Annotated in this window: 17 protein-coding genes; 6 read left to right on the top strand and 11 right to left on the bottom strand. The window is 64.1% G+C overall.

Annotated features, from left to right (window positions below):
* Positions 1-27 precede the first annotated feature (27 nt).
* Together N5P29_RS02875 and N5P29_RS02870 are read right to left on the bottom strand one after the other, a co-directional pair.
* On the bottom strand, positions 28-3,114 hold the full coding sequence (locus tag N5P29_RS02875) for a S8 family serine peptidase (RefSeq protein ID WP_262278495.1): 3,087 nt from the start codon (positions 3,112-3,114) through the stop codon (positions 28-30).
* Positions 3,115-3,855: 741 nt separating this feature from the next.
* Positions 3,856-6,795 carry an exo-alpha-sialidase gene (locus N5P29_RS02870; RefSeq protein ID WP_262277174.1) on the bottom strand — a complete coding sequence of 980 codons (2,940 nt, stop codon included), beginning with the start codon at positions 6,793-6,795 and terminating at the stop codon, positions 3,856-3,858.
* Positions 6,796-6,974: 179 nt separating this feature from the next.
* Here N5P29_RS02870 and N5P29_RS02865 point away from each other — a divergent pair, with 179 nt between their 5' ends.
* Positions 6,975-7,922 carry an NAD(P)-dependent oxidoreductase gene (locus tag N5P29_RS02865; protein WP_262277173.1) on the top strand — a complete coding sequence of 316 codons (948 nt, stop codon included), beginning with the start codon at positions 6,975-6,977 and terminating at the stop codon, positions 7,920-7,922.
* A gap of 81 nt (positions 7,923-8,003) precedes the next feature.
* Here the strand turns inward: N5P29_RS02865 and N5P29_RS02860 are convergent, their stop codons facing one another.
* Together N5P29_RS02860 and N5P29_RS02855 are read right to left on the bottom strand one after the other, a co-directional pair.
* Positions 8,004-8,294, bottom strand: a complete 291-nt coding sequence (locus N5P29_RS02860) for a DUF1540 domain-containing protein (RefSeq protein ID WP_144661422.1) — start codon at positions 8,292-8,294, stop codon at positions 8,004-8,006.
* 135 nt (positions 8,295-8,429) lie between these two features.
* Complete coding sequence (locus tag N5P29_RS02855) at positions 8,430-8,612, bottom strand: hypothetical protein (RefSeq protein ID WP_144661421.1); 183 nt, start codon at positions 8,610-8,612, stop codon at positions 8,430-8,432.
* A gap of 325 nt (positions 8,613-8,937) precedes the next feature.
* Between N5P29_RS02855 and purS the strand changes: the two genes are divergently transcribed.
* From purS to purL, 3 genes are read left to right on the top strand one after another with little or no spacing between them, the layout of a single operon-like run.
* The gene (gene purS / locus N5P29_RS02850; RefSeq protein ID WP_011773385.1) at positions 8,938-9,189 is read left to right on the top strand and encodes a phosphoribosylformylglycinamidine synthase subunit PurS; all 252 of its coding nucleotides are present in this window, start codon (positions 8,938-8,940) and stop codon (positions 9,187-9,189) included.
* 1 nt (position 9,190) lies between these two features.
* Positions 9,191-9,961, top strand: coding sequence for a phosphoribosylformylglycinamidine synthase subunit PurQ (purQ, locus tag N5P29_RS02845; protein ID WP_262277172.1), 771 nt, complete (start codon positions 9,191-9,193; stop codon positions 9,959-9,961).
* Positions 9,958-12,267: a phosphoribosylformylglycinamidine synthase subunit PurL gene (purL, locus tag N5P29_RS02840; RefSeq protein WP_262277171.1), complete on the top strand. Its 2,310-nt coding sequence runs from the start codon at positions 9,958-9,960 to the stop codon at positions 12,265-12,267. Before purQ ends, purL begins: the two co-directional genes overlap by 4 nt.
* A 77-nt stretch (positions 12,268-12,344) precedes the next feature.
* Here the strand turns inward: purL and N5P29_RS02835 are convergent, their stop codons facing one another.
* The 6 genes from N5P29_RS02835 to N5P29_RS02810 all read right to left on the bottom strand — a co-directional run bounded on the left by N5P29_RS02835 (position 12,345) and on the right by N5P29_RS02810 (position 21,167).
* A complete protein-coding gene (locus N5P29_RS02835; protein ID WP_262277170.1) occupies positions 12,345-13,769 on the bottom strand; it encodes a putative bifunctional diguanylate cyclase/phosphodiesterase in 1,425 nt (474 codons plus the stop codon).
* Positions 13,766-14,269 carry a hypothetical protein gene (locus N5P29_RS02830; protein ID WP_262277169.1) on the bottom strand — a complete coding sequence of 168 codons (504 nt, stop codon included), beginning with the start codon at positions 14,267-14,269 and terminating at the stop codon, positions 13,766-13,768. The genes N5P29_RS02835 and N5P29_RS02830 overlap by 4 nt, the downstream gene beginning before the upstream one ends.
* A complete protein-coding gene (locus tag N5P29_RS02825; RefSeq protein WP_262277168.1) occupies positions 14,266-15,450 on the bottom strand; it encodes a GGDEF domain-containing protein in 1,185 nt (394 codons plus the stop codon). Before N5P29_RS02825 ends, N5P29_RS02830 begins: the two co-directional genes overlap by 4 nt.
* A gap of 104 nt (positions 15,451-15,554) precedes the next feature.
* Positions 15,555-17,510 (bottom strand): glycosyltransferase, encoded by a 1,956-nt coding sequence (locus N5P29_RS02820; protein ID WP_262277167.1) that lies wholly within the window; start codon positions 17,508-17,510, stop codon positions 15,555-15,557.
* The gene (locus tag N5P29_RS02815; protein ID WP_262277166.1) at positions 17,507-19,201 is read right to left on the bottom strand and encodes an ArnT family glycosyltransferase; all 1,695 of its coding nucleotides are present in this window, start codon (positions 19,199-19,201) and stop codon (positions 17,507-17,509) included. Before N5P29_RS02815 ends, N5P29_RS02820 begins: the two co-directional genes overlap by 4 nt.
* The gene (locus N5P29_RS02810; RefSeq protein WP_262277165.1) at positions 19,191-21,167 is read right to left on the bottom strand and encodes a cellulose biosynthesis cyclic di-GMP-binding regulatory protein BcsB; all 1,977 of its coding nucleotides are present in this window, start codon (positions 21,165-21,167) and stop codon (positions 19,191-19,193) included. The genes N5P29_RS02815 and N5P29_RS02810 overlap by 11 nt, the downstream gene beginning before the upstream one ends.
* Before the next feature lie 200 nt (positions 21,168-21,367).
* On the opposite strand from N5P29_RS02810, the gene N5P29_RS02805 reads away from it, so the two are divergent.
* Entirely contained in the window at positions 21,368-21,661 is a 294-nt protein-coding gene (locus N5P29_RS02805) for a DUF503 domain-containing protein (protein WP_262277164.1), read from the top strand.
* On the opposite strand, the gene N5P29_RS02800 is transcribed toward N5P29_RS02805, so the two are convergent.
* A complete protein-coding gene (locus N5P29_RS02800) occupies positions 21,658-22,299 on the bottom strand; it encodes a GntR family transcriptional regulator (RefSeq protein ID WP_262277163.1) in 642 nt (213 codons plus the stop codon). The genes N5P29_RS02805 and N5P29_RS02800 overlap by 4 nt on opposite strands.
* 191 nt (positions 22,300-22,490) lie before the next feature.
* Here N5P29_RS02800 and N5P29_RS02795 point away from each other — a divergent pair, with 191 nt between their 5' ends.
* On the top strand, positions 22,491-23,858 hold the full coding sequence (locus N5P29_RS02795; RefSeq protein ID WP_262277162.1) for an MFS transporter: 1,368 nt from the start codon (positions 22,491-22,493) through the stop codon (positions 23,856-23,858).
* Positions 23,859-23,861 lie beyond the last annotated feature (3 nt).

Below are 23,861 nucleotides of genomic sequence, written 5' to 3'. Positions count from 1 at the left end.
ACCCCGCGTTGTTAGTGCGGGAAGGACTTAGCCGGCGTTGTTGCTCTGTGTCGGCTCGTCAGCGCGGATCTTGCCCTTCGGCTTCTTCTCCTTCTTGTCCTTCTTGGGGTCCTCCTCGTCCGGGACCACTACCGCCCCGCCTGGGTTGACCAGGACCGTGACGAAGCTCGGCTCGCTGGTGCCCGCGAAGGTCAGGCGGCCGATGTAGGAACCGGGTTCAAGGTTCTTCCAGTTCAGCGAGATCTGGCCCGTCTTGCCGTTGGGCAGGCGGATCGGATTCGGCGTCACAGTGGCGTTGCCCTGGTTTGCCCCCAGAACGGCAGCATCAACGGTGGCCTTGGTGGGCTGGTTGTTGGGGCTGGCGTAAAGGTTGGCAAAGACGTAGTAATCGCCGGGTGCAGGGTTGGGAACGGACAGCGTTTCGCTGGCAGAGGCCGTCGCGGCCGGAAGCTGCTGGCCTGAGGGCGTCAGGACCAACATGTCGAAGTCGGCAGCCTCATCGGAGGAGATCACCGAGAATTTGGCAAGGGCGCTGCCCTCGCCCACGGTTACCTTCTTCACGTAGTTGGAAGCGTTCGTCTCACCGGCGAACGGGCCCGGGACCAGTTCGATGGCTGAAGAGTCAGCCTTGGACAGCCCGTCAATGGTCACACCCACCGGCAGGTTGGTGCCGGAGGTGATGTTGATGGTGCCCGATCCATTGGGACCGGTTCCAGTGAACGCCAGCGCCTTGTCCGCGATCACGGACTGGGGACGGACGGCGATCGGCGAGGTGACGGTCTTGTTGGCACCCTGCCAGCTCAACGAGCCCATGGCGAACTTGCCGAGTTCGGCGTTCTTGTTCTCGAACTGGACCTTGAAGGTCTTCTTCTCACCGGGAGCACCAAAGGTCAGCACGGACGGCGTCACCTTGACGTTGACGCCGGGAACATCAACTGAGGCCCTGTAAGTGCCGGCGGTCAGTGCCGTCAGCGTACGGGTTACCTCGATCTTTCCGGCCAGGTTGCCCAGTGCGAAGGAAGGAACGTTCATGTCGCGCGCAGCTGTGGTGCCGAGCCCTTCCATGCCCAGGTCCATTCCGGTGCCCTGGATGAACTTCAGGTAATCCTCGGTGGTGGCGTCGTAGACCAGGCCCGGGTTCAGGACCTTTGCAGGATCAACCTGTCCGGCGCCGGTAGCGAAGACATCCTTGTTGACGGCTCCGTTGGCCAGCTTCACCGGGCCGGCGGTGGTCATCATTGCGGATTTGACGGTGGCCGGGGACCACTGTGGGTTCTTGGACAGGATGAGTGCGCCGAAGCCGGCCACGTGCGGTGAAGCCATGGAGGTTCCGGAGAGGAAGCCGAAGTTGTCTCCACCGGTTCCGATCGGGGAAACACCTGCGAGGATGGCGACGCCGGGTGCGGAGACATCCGGCTTCAACAGGTCGGAGTCGGTGGCAAGCAGCGGCCCGCGCGAGGAGAACCCGGCGATCTGCGGCTGCGCTTCCAGCGGCAAACCGGTGGTGTCGCGGTTGACCAGGGAAACGGTGATGGCCGGGTTGGCCGTGACCTTGTCCTTGATGGTCTGGGTCGCGGGCGGGTTCACGTGGACGGTGGGAACGGCGTGCTTATCCGTGTCCAGCGACGACTCCGTCAGGTTTACCAGGATCATGCCGACGCCACCGCCACGCAGGACTTCGGCGCTCTTGGCAGTGCGGTCAACGACTCCGCGGTCACACACCACAACCTTGCCGGCCACCTTGGCCGGGTCCAGGGAGCCTGGGGCGCAGAGGGCTGCGTTGCCGGTGCCGCTGGCGGCATTGGTGGACAGCACGACGCCGGCCCCGCTCACCTCGCGGTTCATGATGGACGCTCCGCGGAATTTGCTGCCATCTGAGAATTCCACCGTGCCTTGGAGTTCCTGCGAGAACGACGTCGCGGCAACAGTGGTCAGCCAGGGAGCGCCGTGGTTGACGGTGCTGGCGGTCGGGCCGGAGTTGCCGGCCGAGGTGGCCACGAAGATACCTGCGGAAGCCGCGGACAGGAACGCCAGGGACACGGGGTCGGTGGTGGAGGTGGTGGAACCGGAGATGGAGTAGTTCAGCACGTCCACGCCGTCCAGGATGGCCTGCTCGATTGCATCCACGGAGGCCGAGCCGTAGCAGCCACCCGTTGAAGGATCGGTGTCTTCCCAGCAGACCTTGTAGATGGAGAGCTTCGCGGCCGGTGCGATGCCGCTGGTGGTTCCGAAGCTTCGGCCGTCCACGACGGCGTCGACGTTGCCGTTACCGGCCGCCGTGCTGGCGGTGTGCGTGCCGTGGCTGTCCACGTCAACGGGGGAAATGACTTCTTCCGGGGCCCGGTTTGCCGGCGGGACAGTCTCGAGGAAGGCATCGGCAAAGTAGTGCGTGCTCAGGACTTTGGAGTTGCAGGCACTGCCGTCGTAGTCGGCGCCGGTTCCGGTACCCGGCTGGCATTCGCCGACGAAAGTGTCGCCGTCGGCCTTAAGCATGGCGATCTTGCCATCAGCGGTGCGGTACGGGACGCCGACCTGGGGGTTGCCCACCAACGGGCCGACGGGTTCGCCTGCGAAGAACGGGTTGGAGGGCGTGTAACCGGTGTCGATGACGCCCACAACGGTGCCCTTGCCTGCGTTCTCCTGCCCACCATACTGAGTGGCCCACGTGCCGTTGGGGCCGCTGAGCTTCAGGAAGTCGGTGGTGGAGTAATCAGGTGCGTACTGGGTGTCCGGTGCAACCATCAGGACTTTGGGGTCCTTGGCCAGCTTGATGGCCTGGTCTGCGGTGAGGTTGGCACTGAAACCGTTGACGGCGGTGGTGAACTCGCGTTTGATGGTGACGTTTTCCTGCTGCGCGACTTCCTGCTGCTTCTTTTGCAGGTGCTGCTGGTATTGCTTCACCTCGGCGCTGTCGGCGTCGAGCTTTTTGCCTTCTTCCGGCTTGGTAGGTGCCAGACCCGCCGTGCCGCCGTCGTAGGTTGCCGCAGGCTTCTCAGCGAGGACCACCATGTAGCGGCCGTCCTTGTAGGAGCCGGGGTCAAGGTTCTTCTTGGCCAAGCCTGCAACGTTTCCAGGCGCTTCCGGGGCTGGGGCGGCCTGGGCCGGCGTCGCCATGGACGAGAGCAGCAACGGCAAGCCGACGGCGAGCGCCGCGGCCTTCCGGAGTCCCCCGCTTCTGACGAAGCTCTTTCCTTGGGATTTCACGAGTGGTTGCACCTTTCACTGAGGAGGCCCGGGCTCCATCGCCAAGACCTGTCAACTTTCAGATGGTTGAACCTTTGACAGTTTTTGTCAAAACCGCGCAACCAGCCGAGTCATAGAGTATCTAGTGAGAGCCAAATATGACATACAGCACATTTTGGATAATTTGTCTTGTCACACCCGTGGCGCGGCGTTAGCTGAAAAATGTCAAAACAGCAGCCGCAGACCAGGGCCTGCGGCTGCCGTAACCCGCTAGGGTTGTGTGTGCCAGAGCCAGCGGACGAACTCAACCACAAGGCGGCTGAGATTGACCAGCAGGTTCAGGCGGCCCCAAGGCTCGTTGCGTTTCCGCCGTCGAGTCATTGCAGCACCCCTCCCATAAGGCAGGGTGCGGCAGCGCGATGAATGCTTGCACCCCTCGCGCCAAGGGACATACACTCAACTTGTGAGGGTTGAGGGTGTATGCCCCTCGTACCGCACCAACTGAGCGCACCGCGCTGAACAAGGATCCGATTGCAGTCGGATCTTTTGTTCTTTAACGATGCAGCAGGCTTCTGCCCGCTACCCCGAGTCTATGGGAGCGTGCAACAATTTCCGGGCAGCCCGAAGGGGAGACCGCCGGCGGTCGCAGGCGGCCTCCCCCGCACGCTGGAATCAGCCCTTGGGCGTCACCTGCAGGCGGTCAAAGGAAACCTGCTTGCCGTCCTTATCGAGCACCACAACATCGTCCCGGCCATTCTTCACGTCCGAGGGAAGAACGAATTCCACCGTGTTGTCCGTCGTCGGGAAGATCCAGCCGAGCCGGTACCCCGTCTTGTTCAGATATACGTAGTACCAATCCCCGTATTCGAGACCCTTCAGCACCACTTTCTGACCGGTACGGTATTTGTCCTCTGTTCCCAGGTCGGCAGGTGGCTCGCCCAACTCCTGGACATTAAGGACCGGGCTGCTTTCGGGCCGGGTGGGCTGGACCTTCAACTCCAAGGGATCACCCGCTGCCGCGACCGCGGCCTCCAAGGAACCATTGCGGGCTGAGGCTTCGAAAGATACCGGGTCCACACGGCCGGCAGCGACGTCGGCGGCCGTCAGCACATGCTCGCTCGTCGCGGTCACACTGTCGCCGGCGGCAAGGGAAGCAACCGAAATCCCGGCGATGGGAGCCTCCACCCCGCTCAGATCCACGTTGCCCGCATTTCCCACGGTGTAGGTGTACGTCACGGGGTCGCCGACACTGGCGAAGCGGTCGCCGTCCGCGTCCTTCCACTCGGCGGAGACTGCTGCAGAGAGCGCGGCATCCCGGACCTTGAGGTCCACCTCGCCCCCGTTGAGCTGGTACGTCTTGGTGCCCTGGCCGGCTGAACTGACTTCCCACGTGGTCACCGGAACGAAGAAGCCCTGCGCGGCCTCCTGTGCTGTGACGGTGTGGCGGGGTGTCGTGCACTGGTAGCTTTGCCCAGCTGCCAAGGAGAGGTAGCGGCAGTTCCCGGGCCCTTCAGGCAGGAACGGGCTAAAGTTACCCGCTGTCGGAACCACTTTCTCCGTGAGTGGACTCGTGTTCTTGACGGTGAAGGAATACGGGACAAGGTCGCCTGCCGCGTAGGGCTGGGTTGTGAGGTCACGCCCGGCGTCGGCCCGGGCGCCGCTGATGTCAGCCGCCACCAGCCCGTCGCGCAAGGCGACCGCAGCGCCTGTGAACGAAACCGTTGTGGTGAGCGACGGCGTCGTGCTTGAAGTAATGCTGAAACTTGCCTCGGGGACGAAGTAGCCACGCTCGACATCTGCCGCCGTTATTACGTGCCTGGCGGTGGTGCAGTTATAGCTGGCACCGGCGGCCAGGTTGTTGTACCGGCAGTTAGGGGCCGACGGCGGCAGGAAGCCGGAGTCGAACGTCCCCGAAAGCGGCACCGAGTTGGCCGTTACGTTGGAAGTGCTCTTGACGTTCAGTGAATAGCTGAGCTGCTCGCCCACCTGGTACGGATTGGCAACAACATCACGGGCAGGGGCCGTCCCCGTTATGGTCAGGCCCACTTGCGGCGCCACCGGGACCGTGGCGGTGAAGGTGTACTGCGAAACCCGGCCGTCCGTCGTCGTGAATGCGGCGTTCAGATTCTGCGGGCCGCTGGCATTCGCAGGTGCCGTCAGGGCCACATTCACGGTGACCGAGGCGCCTGGGGCCAGGGAAGGAACAGGCACTGTGGTGGCTGACCAACCTGTTGGCGTGTAGATGGTCGCGTTGGCACCGCTGAGCGTGGCGGCTTCCTGGTTGGTCACGGTGACGGCAACCTGCTGTGTAGCCCCTGGCGCAGTGGTGACCGCGGGGACGGACAGCGGCGCGCAGGCGTAGTTCAGCCAGGCGTCGTCGAACTTCGCGAAGGGCATGTTGTCCGTGTAGTTGCCCTCATACAGAACTCCGAACTTGCCGTCCTCCAGGCGGGTAACAGTGGAGTAGGCAGAGAAGCCGGAGCGGATGGTCCGCACACCGGGCCACGTTGCACCGTCATCGCATGACACGCGCGCCGAGACGTTCTCCCGGCCGGTCTTGGAATTGGCGTTAGTGAAAATGAGCTTCTTCGCATCCGCCGAACCCTGTGCCGCATTCGGGAACATCCGCGCAATGGAGCCATTGTTGGCGGGATCCGGAAGCTCCGTGTCCTGCGTGACCGGGCCATAGGTGGCTCCGCCGTCGGTGGAAACGGCCACCTTGCGGTAACCCTGGTTGGCGTTGTCGCGGGAGTTCAGGAGCACCCGCCCGTCGGAGAGTTCCACGGTCTTGTTCTCGTCCATCCGGTCACCGACATTGGCACCCTTTTTCCACGTCGCGCCATGATCGTCCGAGTAGACGCTGTACGCCTGGATCTTATTGGTGCCATCGGCCTGGCGGACGTCACCGGCGTACTGCTGGATCAGGCGTCCTTTGTAGGGGCCGTACTTGAGCTGGATACCTTCGCCGGAGGAAGCGAAGTTGGAACGGACATCCCCCGCAACCGGGCTGCTCTTGCTGGTGCCGGGCTTGGTGACGTTGGTAATGAGCCGGGGCTGACTCCAGGTGAGTCCGCCATCGGAGGACTCGATGACCGCCGAAGAGATCACCGTCCGGTCGGCGTCGTCGTTGCCGAACTGGCTGCCGCCGAAGCCCTGGTCCTTGGAGTAGACAAAGAAGGCGAACACCTTGTTCGCCTCGGCGTCGTAGATATAGGACGGATCGCTGTAGCCGTACTTCGGCCCGCTGGCGTCTCCCACGTGGCCTGCGGCAATGACCTGGACCGGCCCCCACGTTTGGCCCCCGTCCGTGCTGCGGCGCTGCACGATCGAGTTGGGGTTGGGCGCGTCGGCGGCCGAGCCGGGACGTCCGTCCCAGGCGGCAAGGACCACGTTGTTGCCCAGGTAAGTCAGTGCGGGGATCCGGTAGAAGAAGTTGGCGGCAGTGCGGTCGGCCGCAATATTGGCCTCGGCGAAAGAGCCGGGTCCCGCGGTGGGGTTGGCGGGCGGGATAGGTGCGGCGGTTGCGGGCAGCCCAAGACCGGCCACCAGGCCAATGCCAAGGGCTCCAGCGACTGCCAGTCGGGCGAGTGGTGCGGGGGATGTGGATCTCAAATCCAGGGTCCTTTCTCGGATGCAAGCAGGACGTTCGTGTTACGTGCTACGTCGAACGTCCTACAACCATAGGGTGCTCGCCGTCACATTGCTAGGGATGAAGCGTGGGAAAGCTCAGGCGCTGGCAAAGCTGTAGCCTCGGGACAGAGCCAAAACCGCCTCGAACCCATGGAGCCGCAGTGAAAATCCTCGTCCCGGACACCATCGACCTCGACCTCGCCAGCCTCGACGCTTCAGGAGAGGACATCGTGGTGTACCCGGTGGACCAGCCCATCCCCAGCGAGCACCGCGATGCAGAGGTTCTGGTGGTCTGGAGGAACACCTCGGCGAACCTGGCTGACGCCGCCAAGGAGATGCCCTCCCTGCGGTTGGTCCAAACTCTCGCGGCAGGACCGGACTCCGTCCTGGCCGCCGGGTTCACCCAGTCCGTGGCCATCACCTCGGGTCGCTCTCTTCACGACGGACCCGTGGCGGAACATGCCCTCGCCTTGGTTTTGGCAGCCGTCCGGCGCCTGGACGTCCTCCTGGAATCCCAGAAGGCCGCCACCTGGAACCAGCCGTACAACACCGCCCAGTCCGACCCCGCAACCGAACAGCTCTACACGCTCGACGGCGCCAACGTCACCATCTGGGGCTTCGGCTCCATCGCGGGGCGGCTGGCTCCCCTGTTGGCCGCGCTGGGCGCGGAAGTCACCGGCGTCGCAAGTTCCGAAGGCGAGCGTTATGGCTTCCCGGTGGTGGCCTCGGATGGGTTCCCGGATGTCCTGCGCTCTACCGATGTCCTGATTTCGATACTGCCCGCAACGCCGGAAACCACTGACGCCCTCAATGAAGAGGTTCTGCGTCAGCTCCCGGCGAGGGCGGTGTTCGTGAATGTGGGCCGCGGCGCCACTGTGGACGAGGACGCGCTGCTCGCGGCTTTGCGGGAGGGACGGTTGCGCGCTGCGGCGTTGGACGTGACAAAGGTGGAGCCACTCCCGTCCGATTCGGAATTGTGGTCGGCGCCCAACTTGATCATCACGCCCCATGTCGCGGGCAACCGTCCCAAGGGTGCCGGTCCGTTGGTCACGGCCAACGTCAATGCACTGAAGGAAGGAAGGCCACTGACGAACCAAGTGGCCGGCTGAGATTCCCCGGGGGCTGCAGCCACAGAAAAGCGGGCCCGTCCTCCTCAGGAGGGCGGGCCCGCTCTCGGGTAGTCGGAAGAATCAGGCGTGCTCGTATGTCAGGCAGTCGGCGGCTTCGCGGCCCGGCCCAACCCTGACATCGTGGGCTTCGCACATGAGGTTGTTGTTGTGGACGCATTCGGACCGCTGGCAGGCGCCCACGTGTGCCAGGACCTTGGGAAGTCCGCCCATGGCATTGGTGTCAATGAATGTCGCGCAGGAAGCGTGGTCCTGGGTACCGCCAATGGTGATCCCAAAAGCCGTGCAGCCGTCGTGGTTGAATCCGCAGCTGCCAACGCTGCAGGCGGATACTTCTGCAATGTGATCGGTCATCGTTCCTCCTGGTTGTCTTTGTCTTACCAGGGGGGTGAACCCCCGCATGTAACTCCAAAATACGCCGGATTCACGGTGTTCAACCGGTTGGAATAGCGCATTTGTACGTGCGCTATTCCCAGGCTGCCGCAGTGCTTATCGGGGCCCGCGCAGGGCCTCGCTGATTTTTGCCCGCGTCTCGGCATCCAAAGGGGCGGTGACCCGATGATCCCGGGCAGCCAGGTCAGCCTTGATCTTCTGGATGACCATGCGGCCCAAGCCCGCAAAAACGGCAGCGGCCACGACGCCCAGCACCATCGATTTCGGTTTCTCAGCCATGGGCCAATCCTAGTGACGCCAGCCCGGCGCGGCCAGCGCCGACAGCCGCCCCCGAGGGCCGCCGTCGAGCCTTCAAATGGCTCAATTTCCGCCGTAACGGCGGGGTGTCCTCGCAGAATCATGCTGAATAGGGTATGAGCGCCGCTCCCGGTAGAATGGTTGTGCAAGCTCGCGGAGCGCCCTCATGCCGTTCAAACAATGCTGTTCACAACCGCGGTCAACCCTGTGTTGACCACGATGTTTGAACGCGGCTGAACGGCGTGAGACGGCACCTCCGCGGCAGCCTTATTTAAGGTTCACCCAACTCACGCACAGGAGTTACCGGATGCCCCGGATCGTCGTTGACGTCATGCCCAAGCCCGAGATTCTGGACCCCCAGGGGAAGGCCATCGTGGGTGCACTGCCCCGCCTCGGCTTCAACAGCTTCAGCGCAGTCCGCCAGGGCAAGCGCTTCGAACTGACCGTCGACGGCGAGGTGACCGACGCTATCCTGGCCCAGGCCCGCGAAGCAGCCGAGACCCTCCTGTCCAACCCGGTGATCGAGGATGTCGTCAACGTCGAGGTCGTCGAGGCCTGATATGACTTCCATCCCCCTGATTGGCGAGGCCGTGGCCGTCGCCGCGGAGCCCCGGCTGGCAGGCGCCAAGATCGGCGTCGTCACCTTCCCCGGCACCCTTGACGACCGCGACGCCGCACGTGCAGTGCGTCTTGCCGGCGGCACGGCGGTGTCGCTCTGGCACGCGGACGAAAACCTCGGCGACGTTGACGCCGTCATCATCCCCGGTGGTTTCTCCTATGGCGACTACCTCCGCGCCGGCGCCATCTCCCGTTTCGCGCCGCTGATGTCCAAGATCATCGACGCCGCCAACTCCGACGCCAAGCTGCCTGTCCTGGGCATCTGCAACGGCTTCCAGATCCTGACCGAGTCGCACCTGCTCCCCGGTTCCATGATCAAGAACGACCACCTGAAGTTCATCTGCCGCGACCAGACGCTGCGCGTGGAAAACGCGAACACCGCCTGGACCGTGGACTACGCCGATGGCCAGGAAATCATCGTGCCGCTGAAGAACCAGGACGGCCAGTACATCGCTGACGAGAAGACCCTGGATGCCCTCGAGGCTGAAGGCCGCGTGGTGTTCCGCTACGTAGGCTTCAACCCGAACGGCTCCCGCCGCGACATCGCCGGTATCTCCAACGCCGCCGGCAACGTAGTGGGCCTCATGCCGCACCCCGAGCACGCAGTCGAGACCGGCTTCGGCCCGGAATCGCTTGACGGCGCTCCCCGCGACACCGACGGCCTCGGTTTCTTCACCTCCGTTTTGACCAAGATTGTGGGAGGCGACAAGTGACCACGGAAACCACCAAGAAGTTCAACATCGACACCGTTGAGCACGCTGCCAAGACCCCGGACACGGAACTCCCGTGGGCCGAGCTGGGCCTGAAGCAGAACGAATTCGACGAGATCGTCAAGGTCCTTGGCCGCCGCCCCACCGGTGCCGAGCTGGCCATGTACTCCGTCATGTGGAGCGAGCACTGTTCCTACAAGTCCTCCAAGAACCACCTCCGCCAGTTCGGCGAGAAGGTCACCGAGGAAATGAAGAAGGACATGCTGGTTGGCATCGGCGAAAACGCCGGCGTCACCAACCTCGGCGATGGCTGGGCCGTGACCTTCAAGATCGAGTCCCACAACTCGCCGTCGTTCGTTGAGCCGTACCAGGGTGCCGCTACCGGCATCGGCGGCATCGTCCGCGACATCATTTCCATGGGTGCCCGCCCGGTTGCCGTGATGGACCCGTTGCGCTTCGGCGCAATCGACCACCCGGACACCGCCCGCGTCATGCACGGTGCTGTGGCCGGCATCGGTGGCTACGGCAACTGCCTCGGCCTGCCGAACATCGGCGGCGAAATGGTCTTCGACTCCGTCTACCAGGGCAACCCGCTGGTGAACGCACTCGCCGTTGGCGTCATGCGCCACGAGGACATCCGCCTGGCCAACGCCTCCGGCAAGGGCAACAAGGTTGTCCTCTTCGGTGCGCGCACCGGTGGCGACGGCATCGGCGGTGCTTCGGTGCTGGCTTCGGAGTCCTTCGACGACACCAAGCCCTCCAAGCGCCCTGCCGTCCAGGTGGGCGACCCCTTCGCTGAGAAGGTCCTCATCGAGTGCTGCCTGGAGCTCTTCAAGGGTTCCTTGGTTGAAGGCATCCAGGACCTCGGCGCGGCAGGCATCTCCTGCGCCACGTCCGAGCTCGCCTCCAACGGCGACGGCGGCATGCAGGTTGAACTGACCTCCGTGCTCCTGCGCGACCCCACGCTGACCCCGGGCGAAATCCTCATGTCCGAGTCGCAGGAACGCATGATGGCCGTGGTCACCCCGGAGAACATCGAAGCCTTCGAAGCCGTCATGGACAAGTGGGCCGTTGAGTACTCCTGGTTGGGTGAGGTCACCGACACCGGCCGCCTCATCATCACCTGGGAAGGCGAAGTAATTGTCGACGTCGACCCCCGCACCGTAGCGCACGACGGCCCGGTCTACGACCGTCCGTTCGCCCGCCCGGAGTGGCAGGACTCGGTCCAGGCAAACTCCTTCACCGGTTCCGTCGAGGACGCAGGCCGCCCGTCGGCTCCGTCCGAGCTGGCAGCAGCCGTGACCGAACTCGTTGCATCGCCGAACATGTGCAGCAAGTCCTGGATCACCAAGCAGTACGACCGCTACGTTGGCGGCAACACTGCCATGGCGTTCCCGGACGACGCCGGCGTGGTGCGCGTTGACGAGGAAACCGGCCTGGGTGTTGCCCTGGCCACCGACGCCAACGGCCGCTACACCTATCTCGAGCCGTACCAGGGTGCACAGCTTGCCTTGGCCGAGGCCTACCGCAACGTCGCCACCTCCGGCGCTGTGCCGATGGCCGTCAGCGACTGCCTGAACTTCGGCTCCCCCGAGGACCCGGATGTCATGTGGCAGCTGGCCGAAGCCATCCGCGGCCTCTCGGACGCCTGCATGGAACTCGGCATCCCGGTCACCGGCGGCAACGTTTCCCTGTACAACCAGACCGGCACGACGCCGATCCACCCCTCCCCTGTTGTGGCAGTCCTGGGCAAGCTCGACGACGTCGCCCGCCGTACGCCGTCGGGCTGGCGCGAAGATGGCCAGGCCATCTACCTGCTCGGTACCACGGCAGCCGAGCTGGACGGCTCGGAGTGGTCCAACCTGCGCGGACACCTCGGCGGCCTGCCGCCGAAGGTCGACCTCGCAGCGGAGCGTGAACTGGGCCAGATCCTGATCAACGCTTCCCGCGACGGCATGGTTGACGCAGCGCACGACCTCTCCGAAGGTGGCCTCGCGGCTGCTTTGGTCGAGTCCTCGCTGCGTTACGGCGTCGGCGCCCGCATCGCCCTTGAGGAACTCATGGAGCGCGACGGCGTGGACCTGTTCACGGCCCTGTTCTCCGAGTCCCAGGCCCGGGCCATCGTGTCCGTGCCGCGCTCCGAGGAAGTCCGCTTCAAGGACATGTGCACTGCCCGCGGCTTCGCCCACCTCCGGATCGGCGTTGTTGACGCTGCCGGTGGAAAGCTGGAGATCAACGGCGTGGACGAGCTCTCGCTGGATGCCCTCCGCGAAGCCCACGAAGCAACCCTGCCGAAGTACTTCGGCTAGCTCCTGAAGCAACGCGGGGTCACTTATGGCCGGTAAATCCCTCCGGGATGGGCCATAAGTGACCCCGCGTTGCTTGTTTAAGCGGGCCAGCTCAGGTTGGTTTCCAACAGCCCGGTGAACTCCGGCCCCGGCGCGGGCTTGCCGAAGTAATACCCTTGTCCGCTGGCGCAGCCGATGCTCCTGAGCAACTCTGCCTCCTGGGCTGTCTCGATTCCTTCCCAGACACCCTCGAGCCCGCACGAACGAATGACCTGCTGTATCGCTGCCACGAACTCCAGTTGGGAAGGGTCATTCGCCAGGTCCTTCACGAACTGCCGGTCCACCTTCACCCGGTCCACCGGTAGTTTCCGCAGGTAGCCCATCGAGGAATACCCTGCGCCGAAGTCGTCGATCTCAAGGCCTACCCCCAGCCTGTGCAGGCTCATCAGGGTGTACCGGTCAAGCTCGTTGTTCCGGATGATGGCGCTTTCAGTAAGCTCCAGCACCAGAGATTCCGGGGACAGTCCTTCTTCCGTGAGCACATCGCGCACGTCGTCCACGAACTCGAGACTTTGAAGGTCCGCAGCGGAGACATTGATGCGCATGGAAAAGTCCGGCTGCCGCATGGCCGGGTTGTCCCGCCACTGGCGAAGCTGGCGCATGGCTGTGCGCAGGACCCACCGGCCCAGCTCCGCGATCAGCCCGGTAGCCTCAGCCACCGGAATGAACTGGTCCGGCATGATGAGGCCATGGACCGGGTGGTCCCAACGGACCAACGCTTCGCAGCCCTCAATCTTTCCCGTGCCAAGGTCCACGATCGGCTGGTAGTAAAGGACCAACTGGCCCGAACGGATGCCCTCCCGGAGATCACCCACGATCTGGCGCTGGAGTTGCCGGAAGTGCAGTGTCACGGGATCGAACAACTTCAGCTTGTTCCGGCCTTCGCTCTTGGACTCCTCCAATGCGAAGCCTGCCTCCTGGAGCAAGTCCTCCAGGGTGTGGTGCGGCTCTGCGATGCGCAGGCCCATGCTGGCGGCGCACTGGACGCTGCTGTTGCCGAGGTCGATGTTCGGTTCCAGCGCGGCCATGATGCGGTTCCCGACGGCGGTGGCCCGGGCTTGCGGGGTGGCGGGCATCAAAACAGCGAAATCGTCGCCACCCAGGCGGGTGACGACGTCGTTCTCCCGGACTGCCGACCGAATGCGCATGGCCACGGTGACCAGAATCTGGTCCGCCGCCGCGTGGCCTGCCGAGTTCTTCAAGGACGTGAAACCGTCCAGATTCAGGAGGATCAGTGCGGGCGGGGCGCCGCCTTTGGCTGCGGCCTCTGTGGCCTCCCTGAAGGCCCGTGCCAAGGCGAGCCGGTTACCCACGCCCGTCAGGGAGTCGGTGAGGGCATCGTGGCGTTGTTCTTTCCGGACGTGATGCAGTTCCTCCATGAGCGCCCGGACCTGCCGTTCCAGGCGGCGAATTCGTGGATCGTCATCGGTGGAAACCAGCCCGGGCGGCATGGTGCTGGTCACGATTCATCCAGGCTGCGCAGCGACATGTCGGCTACGGACTGGGGCTTGGCAACGGGGTTTCGGTGCTCGTCCAGGAACAAGCGGTAGGAGGCGATATCCAACCGCCCGTCGGGCTTGGCCATGGTCCCCATACGGTACACATGGCTGATCCACGATCCGCCGAAGATCGCCTCGATCCAGGCATCGCATTCTGCCAGAGGAAGGTGGACGCGTGTGCCGGTGTTGCGCCGGTGGCCGGCAATGGAAAGCGTGATGCAGCTGCCCAGGAGACCCTTGTCCGCCGTGAACCAGGCCAGCCCTTCGACGTCGGCCACGATGGTCAGGTTGGCGTTTCCATCCTCCACGGACTGGACCGGCCCCATCCGCACCGAGCGCCGGTCCGCATTCAAGGAGGTGGCCGTTCCCGCTTTGTAGGGGGCACTGGTGATGTCCCGCCTGAACACGGACAATTCCTGGTTGTGCTGGACCTGGATCCTGGTGGTCAGTTCGTTAACGGTCATGATCGTGCCTCATCCGCAATAGTGGCCGCCTCGAGGCGGTCGGCTCCTACAATCCTGTTTCGTCCTTGTGCCTTGGCACTGTAAAGCGCTGCGTCAGCTACCTCGATCATGAAGTTCAGATCGGCTCCCGAAGAGATGCTGGATGTCACCCCGTAGCTGATGGTGGGGAACCGGACACCCTCCGGCGTGCGCATGCCCGCGATCCGGCGGCTGATTTCGACGGCGATACTCTCGGCACGGTCCTGGGTGGCCCCCGGCAGGAAAAGGATGAATTCCTCTCCGCCGTACCGTCCAATGAGATCCGTGGACCTGACCGATTCGGCGCAGGCGCCGGCGAAGGCTTTCAACGCTTCGTCCCCTGCACCATGCCCGTACTCGTCATTGACCGCCTTGAAGTGGTCAAGATCAGCCAGCACCACTGCGGCGCCGGATCCTGTGGAGTGCAGCCGGTTTAGTTCCGTTGTGGCCAGCTCAAGGAAGGTGCCCCGGTTGAGCAGGCCTGTCAGGTGGTCCCGGTCAGCCCGCTCCTTCAATCCCTTGATGAGCTGGTCACTGGTCAGGGCGGTCATGCTGAACGACACCGTCACCAGCAGCACCAGGGAAACCAAGCCTGAGGGTCCCGGGCCAAAGTACGCCCGGAACGTCTCGCTGTCCGGCCCTTCCACCGCATAGACGGCCCAGCGGCCCAGGTAATAGACGGCAAGGAGTCCGGCGGCGAGGGATAAGGCCTTGTGGACCTGCGAGTGCGAAGCCTTGATCAGCCAAAGGTCCCGCGCAGCCAGGGCAATGCCCGTGGTCATCATCGCCAAGTACACGAAACCGCCGGACCAGACATTGCTGGCAGGGTTCTCGAGGACGGAAGCCACTGCCGTAAGGGCCGGGGCGGCAGCCAACTGCCAAGGCGCGGTCTTGAGGTCCCGCAAGGAACGGGCTCCTGCCCAGACACTGAAGGCTCCGGCCACCACCAGGACGTTTCCGGCAGGATTGGCCCATTGCTGGTGGGGAGTCCCGTTGAGCAGGAAGGCTGCGTTGCCGGCCATGAACTCCAGCAGAGCCAGGCTCCACCATCCGGCATACGGTGAGCGGGTGCGGCGGAAGGAGGTGCAGAACAACACCAGGAGAGTCACAGTGACCACGCCCAGGGCGACTCTTACCGAAAACGAATCGAGCACCGTGTCCAACCCCCTCAGCTGGTCATACGTCGGCTTTGGATTCAGTGTGGCGCTGCTTACTCAACCTCTGTGCGGCATTTGCTCAAGATTGGCTCAAGATGCGGCGTGCTTCCTCACGCCACCCAGTGCCCGTCGTCGTGGTATTCCGCCTCCAGGCCATGCGGGGTCTTCTCCCATTTATGCGGACTGGTGAGCATCTGCCAGGCTGCCCGCCACGCCGCCACCGAGTGGAGCACCCAGTAAAACGGGTTCAGCAAAGCGAAGATGGCGATGCGCCAGCCGTGCCTGTGCAGGGTAGTCACCCCGGAAACGATGATCATCATGGCGTTGCCGAACAGCATCGACACCACCCCTCCGGCCAGCAACCACTCCGGCAGCACCAGCCCTACGATGTCGTACCCGATGTAGGTCACCACCGTAAAACCGACCACCAGGGGATAGGCGAGGAAGGCCAGGGGTGTGCCGAGGATCAGCCCCAGGAAGCCGATGGTTCCGGCCACGCCCGTGCTCTTCATGTACCTCAAGGAGTTCCTGGTGTTCACGGCAGAGGTGATCATGTAGCCCTTGATCCAACGGGTGCGTTGCTTGATCCAGGCAGGAACCTGGGAACAGGCTTCCTCCCAGGTGGTGGAGTTGATGACGCCAACGCGGTAACCGTCCACGGCCGCCCTGAGGCCAAGGTCCGCGTCTTCGGTAACGTTCCACGGATCCCACGCGCCGACTTCCTTGAGGAGTGCCGTGACGAAGTGGTTGGAGGTGCCGCCCAAGGGCAGCGGAATCCCGGAGTTGTCCAAGCCTGGCAGCATCGAATCGAACCAGTGGGTGTACTCGATGGTGAACATGCGGGTGAGGACGTTCTGGTCTGCGTTGAAGTAGTTCAGCGCGGCCTGGACGCAGATCAGGGGTTTGCGGTTGGGGTTCAGGTGCTGCCGCTCGAACTCATCCTGTTTGAAAGCCGCAATGGACGCCCGCAGCTGCCCCGGGTCCGGCCGGTCCTCGGCGTCGTAGATCACCACGTACTCGCCCCTGGCGAAAGTCAGTCCGTAGTTGCACGCCCGGGGCTTCGTCTGTGGCTCGCCCCTGGGAACGATGAGGATGCGTACGTACTCCGGCGGCCTGGACGCCTTGGCTGCGGCGATGGTCTCGGCGTCGTCTTCTTCAAGCAGGACCAGGACGTCCAGTTTTGACCGGGGGTAGTCCAGCTGCCCGAGGTTCGTCAGGAGTTTGTCGATGATGTTCGCTTCGCGGAACACGGGAACCAGGATGGTGTAGATGGGCAGCTCGGAATCGGGAATCCGTTCAGCTGCCACGGGCGGCAGGCCCCGCCGGGCACGCTCCTTGTTCCGTGCCCGGACCACAGCTGCCTCGTGCAGTTTGTCGAATGGCCGCCGAAGGCTGGCCAGGGACTTGAACGCGATGCTGATCAGGAAAACGACGTTTGCGGCCGTCAGGAGGACAATGACCGCCGTGAGCGGGGAAATCACGAAGCCCACCATGATCGCTGCGACAAGGACCACCGGAAGGTACCGCTGCCATGGCGTCAGCGCGATACGGGCGGACTCCCCCGGCCTTTCCTCGGCCAGGCGCTCGGCGGATTCGTACAGGAGGTGCCGCCGGAAGGAACGCTGGATGGACTGGTTGATGTCCCAGTCCGTGGTGGTGCGGAATTCGACGTCGGGCGCCCCGAACTTCGCCGCCGCTTCTTCGGCAATCCGCTCCGACGGGGCGACGGCCGTGGCCACGGTGAGGACGCCGTCGTCGAAGCGCCATGGCAACCACTGCGGTTCCCCCAGTTCGCTGAAAATGAGCTGCTCCATCAACGCGTCGTCTGCCGGCTCGGCCACCAGGTCCACCAGAGGCGCGTCCCACTGCCGAGCCAGGACTTCATAAATACGACGGCGGTCCAAACCGGCTTCCAGAATCAGGTGCCGTCCCAGCAGGCCACCTTCGCTCGCGGCACGGTCCAGCGCCCGCTGCAGTTGCTCAGGGGTCACCAGGCCGGCGGCAAGCAAGGTCTGGCCGATGGACTGCCGGTTGAGTTGTCCGTTGGCTCGGGATAGGGGCGTCATGAATCGGAGGACCTTTCATAGATCCGGTGCGTGGGCGTGGAGAACGCCACGGAGTAGCGCACGCCGAAAGACGGGTTCTTGAGGATGGCCTTGTAGACGAGGTCCGTGGGCCCTGAGTCTCTTGCCCCTGTGCCGGCCTCAACGTTGACGAAGACCCACTTGGCATACTTGGCCGGATCCTCCAGCGCCGGAGCGAAGTAATCGCCCGAGGCCCTGTTGTAGATTTCCTTGAGCGGGATGCCCATGGCGGGAAGCACCGCGTTCCCCCGCGCACTCTCGTCCATCAGGATGCCTCCCGATTCGTAGTGTTCGTTCAGCCAGCGGGCGGCGGCGGTGGAATTGGTGGTGGATTCGGCGGACATCCGCCCCTCGGCCAGGACCGCGAGCCTGCCTGTGGGATCCTGGCTCCACCACACGTTCTGGAGCACCAGCGCGGCCAGCAGCGCGCCGATCAACCACGGCCTGAGCCTGGCGGGCCGTGCCAGCTCGTGCACCAGGAAAGCCACCAGGATGGCCACCAGGGGCAGTGCCGTCAGTGCGAAGCGGTTGTTCCACCACGTGGTCGGCAGTGAATGATCGTTGTTGATGGCGGTTTGTCCCAGGAACAGGCTCGCCAAGGCAAAAGCGTAGGCGCTGCCCGTCACCGCGACCAGGAGGGTGCTGTTCGCGAAGCCCCGCCTCAGGACCAGGACGACGGCGCCGCACGCCGCCAGCGCGAGGACCACCACTCCGGCGGTCTCCACCAACGACCAGTGGAAAGTAGTCAGCGTCAGACCCAGGTTTCCCTTGGTAGGCAACAGACCGCCGTCGGTGATGTTTTTCTGCTGCGCATAAGCGGAGTACTGCCCGAACATGAACTCAAGGGGGTTGCCGTAGATGGCCCAGTTGTAGGAAAGCCACCAGAGCACCGCCGCAGCAGGAATCATCACGTAGCCGCCCGCCATGGTGAAGGCCTCACGCCACTGTCCGGTGCGCCGCTTGGAGACGATCAGCACGAACAGCGTCCCCGTCATCACCAGCGCCCATCCCTCGTATCGGGACAGCACGGCCGCCGCAGAGGGGATACCCGCGAAAACCGCCAGCTCACCGGCACTCATCCGGCGACGACTGGTGGCCCAGTGTGCCAGCCCTGCCATGCCGGCCACAATGCACATGATCAGCACGGGCTCTGTCAGCGCCGTCGTGTAAACGTAGAGGACCGCCGGGTTGGCCAGGACCACCAGGGTGGTTGCCAGGCGCCCGGCCCTGCCCAGGCCGAGGCGGGCTGCGATCAAGTACAACCCGGTAGACGTGCCGGAGAGGGCCAAAATGCCCAACAGCCCGGCTGCCCACCCTGAGCTGAACAACCACATGTTCAGCACGAACGGCGCCAGGAGAAGGTGCGGCATAGGCAGCCACACCGTGCCGAGCTGCTCAAAGCCGGGCGCTTTGCTGTCGAAGATGCGCCGGGCAATGGTCAGGTGGCTCTGGGCGTCGGAGTAATCCAGGTTGGTGCCGTGACCGATGGTGTACAGGCAGGCGAGGTACCCAACGACGGCGGACACCACCGCCACGATCCGGGTACCGGGCACCTTCCGGCCGTTTACCGGAGCACCCAGCCTGTCCCAGCCCCACGTGAGCCGCGTTGCCAGGGACTGCAGCGCCGGCTTTCGGTGGGCAGCCCGGCGGCTCGTGGCAAGGTCAGTTGCCATGGCCCGGCCCGGTTGCTTTCACCTCGGCGTCCACGTAGGCGTGCGCTTCCTTGGCACGACCCCGCAGGAGAACGGTCCGCACGGCAAACGCGAGGCCCAGAACCAGCACGGCGGCACCGATCCACCAGGCGTAGGGGCGGTAGTCGTCCGTCACCGCCTTTTGTGGAACCACCACGTTGCTTTCCAGCAGGACCGGTGTCCCCGAGGGCTGGGTGACCAGCAGGTTGCGCGACAACGACGCCCAGCCACCTTCAACGCCGCTGATGTGCGAGGTCAGCGAGGCCTGCAAAGCGGCTGCCGCCGGGTTTCCATCCGGAGCCCAGGCACCGAGGAGCAACAGGTCGCGGCCGCCCTGTTCGAACGCTTCCAACACGCCGAACGGGGCTGAGGTGCCCACGCCGTATTCGACGTCGTCCGGTGCGATGGTGCGGAACTCAGCCAGCCGCAGGGGTGCGGAGAGCTTGTTGGCCACTTCACCCGTAGCACCCACCACCAGCCCGGACTCACTGGAGCCGGCAAGGGCATCCAGACCCACCACCCGGGTATCCAGAAGTGGGGCGCTCTCCTTCTGCATCGATGCGATCAGCGTGGCCGCGTTGACCGTGTTTGACTGGGCGTTCCCGTCACCGAAGGCCACGGGCACGCTCTGCCCCAGTGCCTGGGGGAAGCGGGCGAACCCGGCCTTCAGGGAACCACCCCGGACGGCGGTCAGCGTGCTGCCGGCAGTGTCCAGGGTGACCTCCATGGGCATCACACCGGCAGGTCCTGTGCAATCGCCTCCCGCAGGCAGTGCCGCGAGCCGGATCCGGAGGCCGTTGTTCGCCTGAAGCTGCCCGGCAGGGACCTCGGCTTCCAGCGAGAAGCTGTCACCGCCGTCGAGGTTCTTGGAACTGAGCAGGTAATCGTTCCAGAAGACCGAAAGCTGGGCCTGGGCGTTGGCGGGAACGGCCGTGTGCGTACCCTTGAGCTGGACCTTCACCGACTGGACCGGCCCGCCGAACTGCGACTGGCTAACGCCGACGTAGGACTCCGGGGTGCCGTAACCGGCCAGCTTCAGCGTGGTACTTCCGAGGTCTTTGAGGCTTCGCGTCAATCCCGGCGTCGCAGGCAAGGCGGATGTCAGACCGGTCACGGACGAGGTCACCGCGAGCGCCGTCTTGTCGCTGGCCAGCGCACGTGCGGCGGTGCGTAGTTCGTCGTCGTGGCCGCGGAGGATGAGCTGCGGGAGGCCTGCCACAGTGGCCAACGTGGTGCTTGTTCCACCTTGGTCGCCCACCACGCTCAGCACCCGGCTTCCTGCTGGAAGACCCATCGCGCGGGCGGCAAGTCCGTCCTCCGGGACCACGCTGATGGAGGCATCCGGGTAGCGGTGCGCCATCGCGGCAGAGGCCGTCATGACCGCCGCGGAAACGTCCGCACCCGGATCCGCCGGGACGGGAAGCACGACGGAGGGCACGGACGCCGGGAAGAACTCACCCACCGTTGTGGGAATCTTCGCGGTTCCGGAGAAGTCGACTGCAAGGTTGTTGAGGGTAGCCGTCGCATTGGAGACGACACACATGGTCTGCGTGGCGGGAATGAACTGCAGGCCCACGGTCAGTTGCTGGTTGACGACATCTGCCTTGCTGACTGCCTGGTCCAGGGCAACAGTGGCTGCAGCGTTGGCTTCCAGGATGACCCGGCCGTTGACGGTTGCGCGGACCGTCCCTTCCGGCTTCCCGGACACCACGATGCTGCCCTTGATCCGTGTGGGTTCCAGTCCCGCGGTCACCGGCACCACAACAGTTTGCTCCACCTGTCCTGCCAACGCCGAGACACTGGATGACGGCTTGATCACGGCTCCTTGCCCGGTGTCGGCTGCAGCCATCGGGGCGGTCAAGGCGGAAACTGCGAGGGTCGCGGCGCACGCCAGCAGGACGGTGGCGGCGCGGGATCGGGCAAGGGTTCTGGCAGGGCTTTGGGTCACGATGTCAGTCCTGGGTAACTAGCAGCGGATGAGTCAAGGGCCTGTTTGGGCCAACCTCATAGACACTGCCGGGCCGAACTCAAGACGCGTTGCTGCGTTTGCTCAAGATTCCGTCAAGACCCAACGCGGGGTCGCTTGAGGCCCATAAAAGCCCCTGACATGGGCCTTAAGTGACCCCGCGTTGCTGTTGAATGGGGTTTATGTGGATCGGGTGGATCGAATTCGACGTCCTGCTGGGCGACGTTCACGGCCTCAAGGAGAAGCGCTCACTGGTGCGCCCGTTGGTGGCCGAACTCAAGCGGCGGTTCGAGGTCTCTGCGGCAGAGACCGGCCTGCAGGACCAGCACCGCCGGGCCATGATCGGCGTCGCGCTGGTGGCTCCCGATCACGCCCACCTTCAGCAAATGCTCGACGCCGTTGAACGGTTCGTGGCTGCCCGGCCTGAGTTTGAGCTGCTCAGCGCGCGTCAGCGGGAGCTGCACAGCGAGGACTAGTACCCGATGACCGCCCATCGCGTGGAGTCCAGGTGGGCATCGATGGCCTGATGCGCGGCCTCTATGCTGCGGCTGCGGAGGGCATCCACGATCAACTGATGCTCCCTGAGCACATCACCGGCGCGGTCAGTCTCCTGTGTTACCGCCCGTACGCCGATCCGGAGTTGGCGCTGCCGCAACGAGGCGTAGAAGTCGGCGAGGATCGGGTTCGCCCCGGCACGGACCATGAGCGTGTGGAACTCTGTATCCAGTTCGATGAACCGGGCGGGATCGTCTTTGGCTTCCCGCTGCTGGTCGATGATGCGTTGGAAAGCGTCGAGCTGGCTTTCCGGCATGGACTCCAAGGCCAGGACTGCCCACTTCTCCACCACTGATCGCGCTTGCAGGATGGCCCGCACGTCGGGATCCGAGATGGGCGGAACGTAGGCGCCCTTGTGCGGAATGCGCTTGACGAAACCTTCAGCCTCGAGCCGCAGCAGCGCTTCGCGAACGGGCGTTCTTGAGGTTCCGGTGGACCTGGCGAGGACTGCCTCATTGAGGAAGGTTTCCTCATCCCGCGGGATCGCGGAGATGTAGCTTTTCATCCACTGGTAGGCCACCTCGGGCTGCGACTGTGCAGTGGGAGTCGTCTGGATCATGGAGAGCCTTTCTCGCGATGCCCAGTATACGAGTCGCATTCACGCACATTGGGTATAGACAGGTTGTATACAACTAGTCTACAGTCATATTTCAGTGACCCCCCTCACTGATTTGGAACCCCTCATCTCCGTTGGAGACCGGCCGAGCCATTCCCCCAGCGCCAGGTCCCCACCCGCAAAAGGATCCCCACATGACCGATTTGAAGAAGGCAGAACTGAGGCAGCAGAAACACTCAAGCCTGCCCGTAGTGGCAGCTTCGAGCCTGGCCGGGACGGCCGTCGAATGGTACGACTTCTTTCTCTATGGCACTGCCGCAGCGTTGGTTTTCAACAAGCTCTACTTCCCGACGGATGATCCCCTGGTAGGCACCATGCTCGCCTTGGGCACATTTGCAGCGGGCTTCCTGGCCCGCCCGCTCGGTGCAATCGTGCTGGGCCACTTGGGCGACAAGCACGGTCGCCGCGCAACGCTCGTGGCAAGCCTCATGCTCATGGGCATCGCCACTGCCCTCATCGCCTTCATTCCGGCCTACGCGGCGATCGGCCTGGCAGCGCCGTTGCTGCTCCTGCTGCTTCGCCTGGTCCAGGGTTTCGCACTCGGCGGTGAATGGGGCGGCGCGGTGCTCCTTGTCTCCGAGCACAGCAACGACAGCTCGCGCCGGGCATTCTGGTCCTCATGGCCCAACATGGGTCCGCCACTTGGCAACCTCATGGCCGCCGGTGTGCTCGCCGTCCTGGCCGCCACCATGCCTGAAAGCGAATTCCTGGCCTGGGGCTGGCGCATAGCCTTCGGACTGTCCGCACTCCTGGTCATCATCGGACTGGTACTTCGTCTTTATGTCCAGGAGACCCCGCTGTTCAAGGAAGCACAGCGCAAGCGCGAAGCCGAGGCAGCGACAGAACGCAAGATGCCCCTGGCCATCCTGTTCCGCCGCAACTGGCGCGAAATCCTCATCGCTACCGGCAGCCGCATGGGCGAGAACGCTGGCTTCTACATCTACTCGCTGTTCATCATCACCTACGTCACCCAGATCATGGGCCAGCCGCGGCAAACGGGTCTGACCGCCGTCATGATCGGCCAGGCCGTCGCCGTCGTCGCCATTCCCATCCTGGCCCTCTACGCCGACAAGGTCGGCCGGAAGCCGATCATGATCGGCGCCTCGATCGCCACAGTGGTGTGGGCCTTCGCGTTCTTCGCATTGCTCAACACCGGCCAGGTGTGGGGCATCATCGCCGCAGCGGTCGGTGGCTTGCTGATCTTCGCCGCCTACAGCTCAGTGATCGGCGCCTTCTTCTCCGAACTGTTCCCAACAGATGTCCGGTACAGCGGCACCTCCGTTGCCTACAACCTGGCGTCGCTGATCGCCGGCTCCCTGTCTCCCATCATCGCTTTGGCCCTCTACAGCGCCTTCGGCACCGGCTACGCCATTGGTATCTACCTGGCCGCGATGGGCGTGATCTCCATGGTCTCGGTGATGTTCGCGAAGGAAACCAAGGGCCTCCGGCTCAGCGACCTGGACGAACAGTCTGCCAGCGGACAGCCCGTCAACAGCAAGTAAGGA

Source organism: Paenarthrobacter sp. JL.01a, assembly GCF_025452095.1.
Taxonomy (GTDB): domain Bacteria; phylum Actinomycetota; class Actinomycetes; order Actinomycetales; family Micrococcaceae; genus Arthrobacter.
Note: the sequence above shows the minus strand (reverse complement) of the source record. Positions and strands in the feature narration are given on the sequence as shown.

Excerpts from the sequence above, each read along its gene's own strand:
- N5P29_RS02875 (WP_262278495.1), bottom strand. The coding sequence starts at position 3,114 with ATGGCGACGCCGGCCCAGGCCGCCCCAGCCCCGGAAGCGCCTGGAAAC.
- purQ (WP_262277172.1), top strand. The coding sequence starts at position 9,191 with ATGACTTCCATCCCCCTGATTGGCGAGGCCGTGGCCGTCGCCGCGGAG.
- N5P29_RS02860 (WP_144661422.1), bottom strand. The coding sequence starts at position 8,294 with ATGACCGATCACATTGCAGAAGTATCCGCCTGCAGCGTTGGCAGCTGC.
- N5P29_RS02815 (WP_262277166.1), bottom strand. The coding sequence starts at position 19,201 with ATGGCAACTGACCTTGCCACGAGCCGCCGGGCTGCCCACCGAAAGCCG.
- N5P29_RS02855 (WP_144661421.1), bottom strand. The coding sequence starts at position 8,612 with ATGGCTGAGAAACCGAAATCGATGGTGCTGGGCGTCGTGGCCGCTGCC.
- N5P29_RS02800 (WP_262277163.1), bottom strand. The coding sequence starts at position 22,299 with ATGATCCAGACGACTCCCACTGCACAGTCGCAGCCCGAGGTGGCCTAC.
- purS (WP_011773385.1), top strand. The coding sequence starts at position 8,938 with ATGCCCCGGATCGTCGTTGACGTCATGCCCAAGCCCGAGATTCTGGAC.
- N5P29_RS02820 (WP_262277167.1), bottom strand. The coding sequence starts at position 17,510 with ATGACGCCCCTATCCCGAGCCAACGGACAACTCAACCGGCAGTCCATC.
- N5P29_RS02830 (WP_262277169.1), bottom strand. The coding sequence starts at position 14,269 with ATGACCGTTAACGAACTGACCACCAGGATCCAGGTCCAGCACAACCAG.
- N5P29_RS02805 (WP_262277164.1), top strand. The coding sequence starts at position 21,368 with ATGTGGATCGGGTGGATCGAATTCGACGTCCTGCTGGGCGACGTTCAC.
- N5P29_RS02795 (WP_262277162.1), top strand. The coding sequence starts at position 22,491 with ATGACCGATTTGAAGAAGGCAGAACTGAGGCAGCAGAAACACTCAAGC.